We start from the raw sequence: 5,341 nt of genomic DNA, 5'->3' as shown, positions 1-5,341 counted from the left end.
GTCCTCGTATTTTGCGGCATAGAACTGACCGTTATTCTGAAAGACCTCGGCTTGCTGCACGTATTGTGGAGGATTGTTGCGGAGCTCATAAGCAATTTCCCGGGTACCAATCGATACGCCCAATCGGTCAAGTTCTTGTTCTAACAGAATTTCGTTGATGATGCCGTCCCAAACCTCATTTCGAAGGGTACGAACACGGTTTTCGTCAAGGTCTTGGTTATTATTCTTTTCCCGCTCCTGTTGGATGCGCTGTTCGACCCGGTTATCGAAATCCTGTTGGAGAATCTTCTCACCATCGATGATAGCAAGAACGCCGCTGCGCACCTGGCTGTTACGGTCGAAACCGCCCATTCCCCATGCGAAGATGATTGTACCGATGAACGCGATGATGAGAACCCACAAAACCTTTTTAGTATTCTCACGCATGGTCTGCATCATAATCGAATGCCCTTCCGTATACTGTTGTTAGCTTGCGCGTGCAAGCGTACCTATCTATTCCCGGTGTTTGCGTTTTCCGGAATTCTAAACCTGAAAAAGTAGAACCTTTTCCGGAAGTTTGCAACTCCCGGTTCCTCCCCGAGTAATTCATCGATTCGCCAAATGAAAGCTTGGAAGATTACCTGATGTTGACAAATCCTCTTCTCTCGTAGATTTGCTTGAATTCTTTAACAATTGGATTTAAATTAAACCGTTGTGAAGTAAGTGGTTTAACTTTATCGAAGGAGGAGCGTATGAAGCGCTTGTTCTTGTCATTAATAGTAATTTCAATAGCTGTTCCAGTTTGGGCTATCGAAGTGCCATTCGGAACGCCGGTTATCGATGGTGGTATAGATCCGATTTATGGGTATGTCACATCTGAAATTGAAGTAGATGGTAACGGCAACGCCGTTATGGATTTGGGTTCGATGTATGCTTGTTATGACAATACGAATGTGTACTTGTATCTCATAGTGAATGCTAACCTTGGTGCAACAAACTGGGGTAAGTACATCATTGGATTCGATGTAAACAGTCTTCCTGGAATGGGCGGTGCAACCGACCCTTGGACTCGTAATGTGAATTACAACGATCCCCATCGCATCGAGTATAGCTTGAACTGCTGGGTGGATCAGGCACCATTTGAAGGTGGAAATGGGAATGATCACCAGTACTGGACTTGGACGGGTGGTTCGTGGTCAGGACCAACTTACTTCAACATTGGGTCGATGGCATTGGATGCTGGAGTACTTGGCTCGGGATTAGAGTTTGCTATTCCGTTAGCGTCCATCGGCAATCCACCAACATTCTGGGTTACAGCTTGGACTACAGGAAATGGCGGCTCCGATAATGCACAGGATCAGCTCCCAACTGGTTGGAATGCTACTGATTGGTCGACAACCGCACAGTTATCGAATTTCTCACAAATTGAGTTTGAACCCCCGTTGCCGGTTGCGATGACCAGTTTTACCGCGACACCAGCCAGTGATCGCATTACTTTGAACTGGCGGGTCGAATCGGAATCGAATAATGCCGGATTTCGTATCTTCCGGTCAACGAATCGTGAATCGGATTACGAAGCTGTAAGTGGAATAATCACCGGTCGTGGAACAACTTCCGAGCAAATGAACTATCACTGGATAGATCGTACCGTTCAACCCGGTGAAACGTACTACTATCGAATCGCAGATATCGACGGAGACGGCCGTGAGCACATGAATCGTTTCACAGTACAAGTGACTGCGATGGAGCCGGATCATAATTCTGCAATGCCAAAAGTATATTTAATGCAGAATGCCCCCAATCCATTTAACAACACGACGAACATCGGTTTCCAGATTACGACTCCCGAAAATCTTACAGTCGCACTATACGATTTATCCGGTCGTTTAGTAAAGACGATTGCCTCGGGCAGTTACAGCGCTGGCTCGCATACCGTTACCTTGAATGCAACGGGTTTATCAGCCGGTATGTACTTCTACCGCTTAACTACCGAATCGGGGTTTACGACACAAAAGAAACTCGCTTATCTGAAGTAAGCTCTTCGTTTTCATCGGTTTTATCGTGTTGCAAACACCGATCGAGTACGGTCGGTGTTTGCCATTTCTTAGGAGAAACAAATATGTCGAAATTTGTCGCAGCGCTTATGGGAGCGGTTATGCTTTTCCCGATATTAGCGTTTGCTGCGGGCTATGGCACTCCAGTGATTGATGGTGTTTTAGACACCGAAATCTATGGCGCTCCGGAGGCAGTAGACCCTGCCGGTGATGCCGTAAACTGGAATCTTGCTGATGTACTAAATGTCTATGTTTGTAACGACGCCAGCTTTTTATACATCCTGTATACTGTGAACATCGATTTAGGGAATAGTGGGCAGTGGTGGCCTAAGTACATTTTCTATATCGATACCGATGGTTTGGAGAATTCCGGCGCGACCACTGACGGATGGGGACGAAACGTTGTAGCACTAAATCCACATCGCCCAGAATACAGTTTGAATAGCTGGCATGACACGCCAGTATACGGGACTGCACAGACCCAATTTATTAGCTGGAACGGAACCGGATGGGGAGGATACTCCCCGTTAGCAGCGGCAGCGCGAGCAACGGGAACAACCTCCGGGGTCGAATACAAAATCCCGCTCGCCGATATCGGCAGTCCCGATACGATTTGGGTCGAGTTGTTTAGTACGGGTGGCGGCGGGACCGACAACGCACAGGATACATCGAACGATCCGGCCAACGATTGGAATGCAACCAATTGGTCTGATCAAGGACAACTTGCTGTATCGACAATGGTTCCCATCATTTCCGGCGCTGACTTAGTACGACCGCAAGTGGCTTCAGCGGCGGCAACTTCGACTACTACCACCACAATAACATTTTCGGAGCCGGTAGATTCTACGTCTGCAGTCGTTTACTCACGCTATTCAATTAGTGGAGATGCTGTACCACGTACGGTTTCCAGTTTATCGCGACTAAGTTCTACTCAAATCGCATTGACATGGTCGGTTCCCTTTGGTGAGAATGTCTTGTATACAGTTACCGTCGATACAATGGTGATCGACTTAGTCGGCAACCATCTCGATCCTACCCACGCCTCAGCATCTTTCCACAGTCTAATAAACCAAACTGTCACCTTCAATGTACGGATGAGCGAGACGGTAGGTTTTGTTCAACCAGTGAACATGCGTGGCGCAAATGCACCACTTTCGTGGGGAACCGACATTGTAATGAGCGATCCCGATTCCAATGAGACTTATACTGTTGACATCAACTTTACTTTTGCCGATTCGATGTTTATCGAGTACAAATTCCGGCACGGCGACAATTGGGAAAGTACTGCCAATCGTGGTGCGTGGTTGCGAGCGAGCGATGGTGCCGCACGTACGATCTCACCGGTATGGTATAACGATTTCCCAATGGACAATACACCACCGAGTCTTACCTCAGTTGACAGTGTTGCATCTGATGGAATTCGTCTACTCTTTAGCGAGCGGATGGAGCCAGTGTTAGCGAATCAGAATACAAGCTATGCGATTTCACCAGCCGGACCGACCGTGACCAGTGCGCAAAGATTGCCCGGACAATGGAATAAAGTGTGGCTTACTGTTAATGGAATGGCGGTTTCGACAAACTATACAGTAACCGTTACTCCGGGCACATCTGACTTAGGTGGAAATCCGATTGTGTTAGGTGCCTCCCGTACAGCTCAATTTGTTTCTTTGGCAGGTCCGCCGGTTGCACCGCAAAACCTCGTTGCGCAAGTGAGTGGTGCTAATGTTGTGTTGACTTGGAGTGCTGTAGAAAATGTGACAGGATACAAAGTGTATCGGAAACCGACACCTTATGCAATCGGTATTGAAGGAGCTACATTGTTAGGAACCGTTACTAACACGACCTTCACTGTCGAAAATGAAACCATTGCACTGACAAGTGCATGGTACGTGGTGACGTCAACAAATTAAGCAGAACAAAATTTGCTATAAAAACGGCAACGCATTGCGTTGCCGTTTTCTGTTCTGTAATTTGCTTCTGGGTGAGCTTACTCCCAGTAGTAAATCTGCTGCAACACCGTTGCATTCGGATAACTTGGCGGGGAAAAATCCTGTAACCGCATATCGTACTGGTAGTCCTTCAAGTAACCCATACCCGCAACAGTACCAACCGCCCCTCGACCGACTTGCGCTAATCCGCCGTACAAGTGCAAAGTACCCGAATTCAGCGAACTATACTGTGTGTTATAGAAGTTCGTGGTACTGCTGACTGATGTATTCATTGTCATGATATGCGCCATGATAGTACGATCACCATTAAGAACATTGTTAGTCAGTGCACAATTCAATCGTGCTACTAACCCTAACATATCTGTTGATGCTGGATTCACACGTGGATCGGTTGCATATACGATGTCGCCAGTAATGTTTATACTCCCTTGGCAGGCTAAAGTATACTGCCCTTTGACTGTCCCTTGTACATTAACTGTGTAAGCAGTACTAGTGCCACTTGCCGGACCTACAAAAACAACTCCGTTGGTTGGTTTAGCATGCGATGTCCAAGCACCTCCTGATGACGTTTTCGTTTGGTACGTACCATCGACATTAAACTGCACGTACAGTGTTGCATTGCTGTACGAATGACCTGCTGTCGCCGCTGCTGTTCGTTGCGTATTGACATCAGAAGGAAATGTCAAGGTTGGTGCATACCAATTCGGTGTTTCTGCAAAGTATGGCGGTCCTACACCTTGCGAACGGTAAGGTGATACACCCGCGGTGTACCACTGGGCACTCGATATCGAACTCATGAACGCCGGTCTGCCATTCATATTGAAATAACCATTCGTGTGGGCAGGTCCCTTAATCGTATCGCCGGATTGGAACCAAATTGTTCCTTCATTATTCGTTATGTAAGCAAATCGGCTAAAGTAAGGATACTGAAGAAGCACAAATGAGGTGTCCCGGAATCCACCATTCTGAACGCACGCTACTAATCTCACTTGAGTTGATCCTAATGTAGGATCGGATGTATAATCATTAATTTTTACTTTGAATTGCCCACCTTCTAAACTCCCGGTTACATCGGTACGAGTCATCGGAGCCAACGTCAACTCATTTAACGCCCGATTCACAGCAGTTGCCGCTAATAGCTTTAGATTTACCCGGCGAACAGCATCGGAGGCATATTGTGTTGTATTCTCCTGGGTAGAGCGTTGTCGGTAACCGACGTAGGAATACGCCCCCAAAAACGATAAGATCATTATCAGTGACAGGTTTCCCATCGTTCACCTCTTACAAGAGATTGCGCGGCCGGTACAGTTTATTGATTTCTAATCCGGGATACATCATGGACTGTCCCGCGGATTTGAT

The 5,341-nt window shown here is 47.0% G+C and carries 4 protein-coding genes; 2 read left to right on the top strand and 2 right to left on the bottom strand.

The window, feature by feature from the left end; all coding sequences use genetic code 11:
* A partial coding sequence (locus OEM52_13735; GenBank protein ID MDK9701196.1) for a SurA N-terminal domain-containing protein occupies positions 1 to 438 on the bottom strand: 438 nt, incomplete at its 3' end.
* 293 nt (positions 439 to 731) lie between these two features.
* Between OEM52_13735 and OEM52_13730 the strand changes: the two genes are divergently transcribed.
* Positions 732 to 2,015: a T9SS type A sorting domain-containing protein gene (locus tag OEM52_13730; GenBank protein MDK9701195.1), complete on the top strand. Its 1,284-nt coding sequence runs from the start codon at positions 732 to 734 to the stop codon at positions 2,013 to 2,015.
* Between the two features lie 83 nt (positions 2,016 to 2,098).
* Positions 2,099 to 3,943 carry an Ig-like domain-containing protein gene (locus tag OEM52_13725; GenBank protein ID MDK9701194.1) on the top strand — a complete coding sequence of 615 codons (1,845 nt, stop codon included), beginning with the start codon at positions 2,099 to 2,101 and terminating at the stop codon, positions 3,941 to 3,943.
* Positions 3,944 to 4,020: 77 nt separating this feature from the next.
* On the opposite strand, the gene OEM52_13720 is transcribed toward OEM52_13725, so the two are convergent.
* Positions 4,021 to 5,232 (bottom strand): hypothetical protein, encoded by a 1,212-nt coding sequence (locus OEM52_13720; protein MDK9701193.1) that lies wholly within the window; start codon positions 5,230 to 5,232, stop codon positions 4,021 to 4,023.
* Positions 5,233 to 5,341: the final 109 nt, after the last annotated feature.

This window comes from bacterium (assembly GCA_030247525.1).
Taxonomy (GTDB): domain Bacteria; phylum Electryoneota; class JAOADG01; order JAOADG01; family JAOADG01; genus JAOTSC01.
Note: the sequence above shows the minus strand (reverse complement) of the source record. Positions and strands in the feature narration are given on the sequence as shown.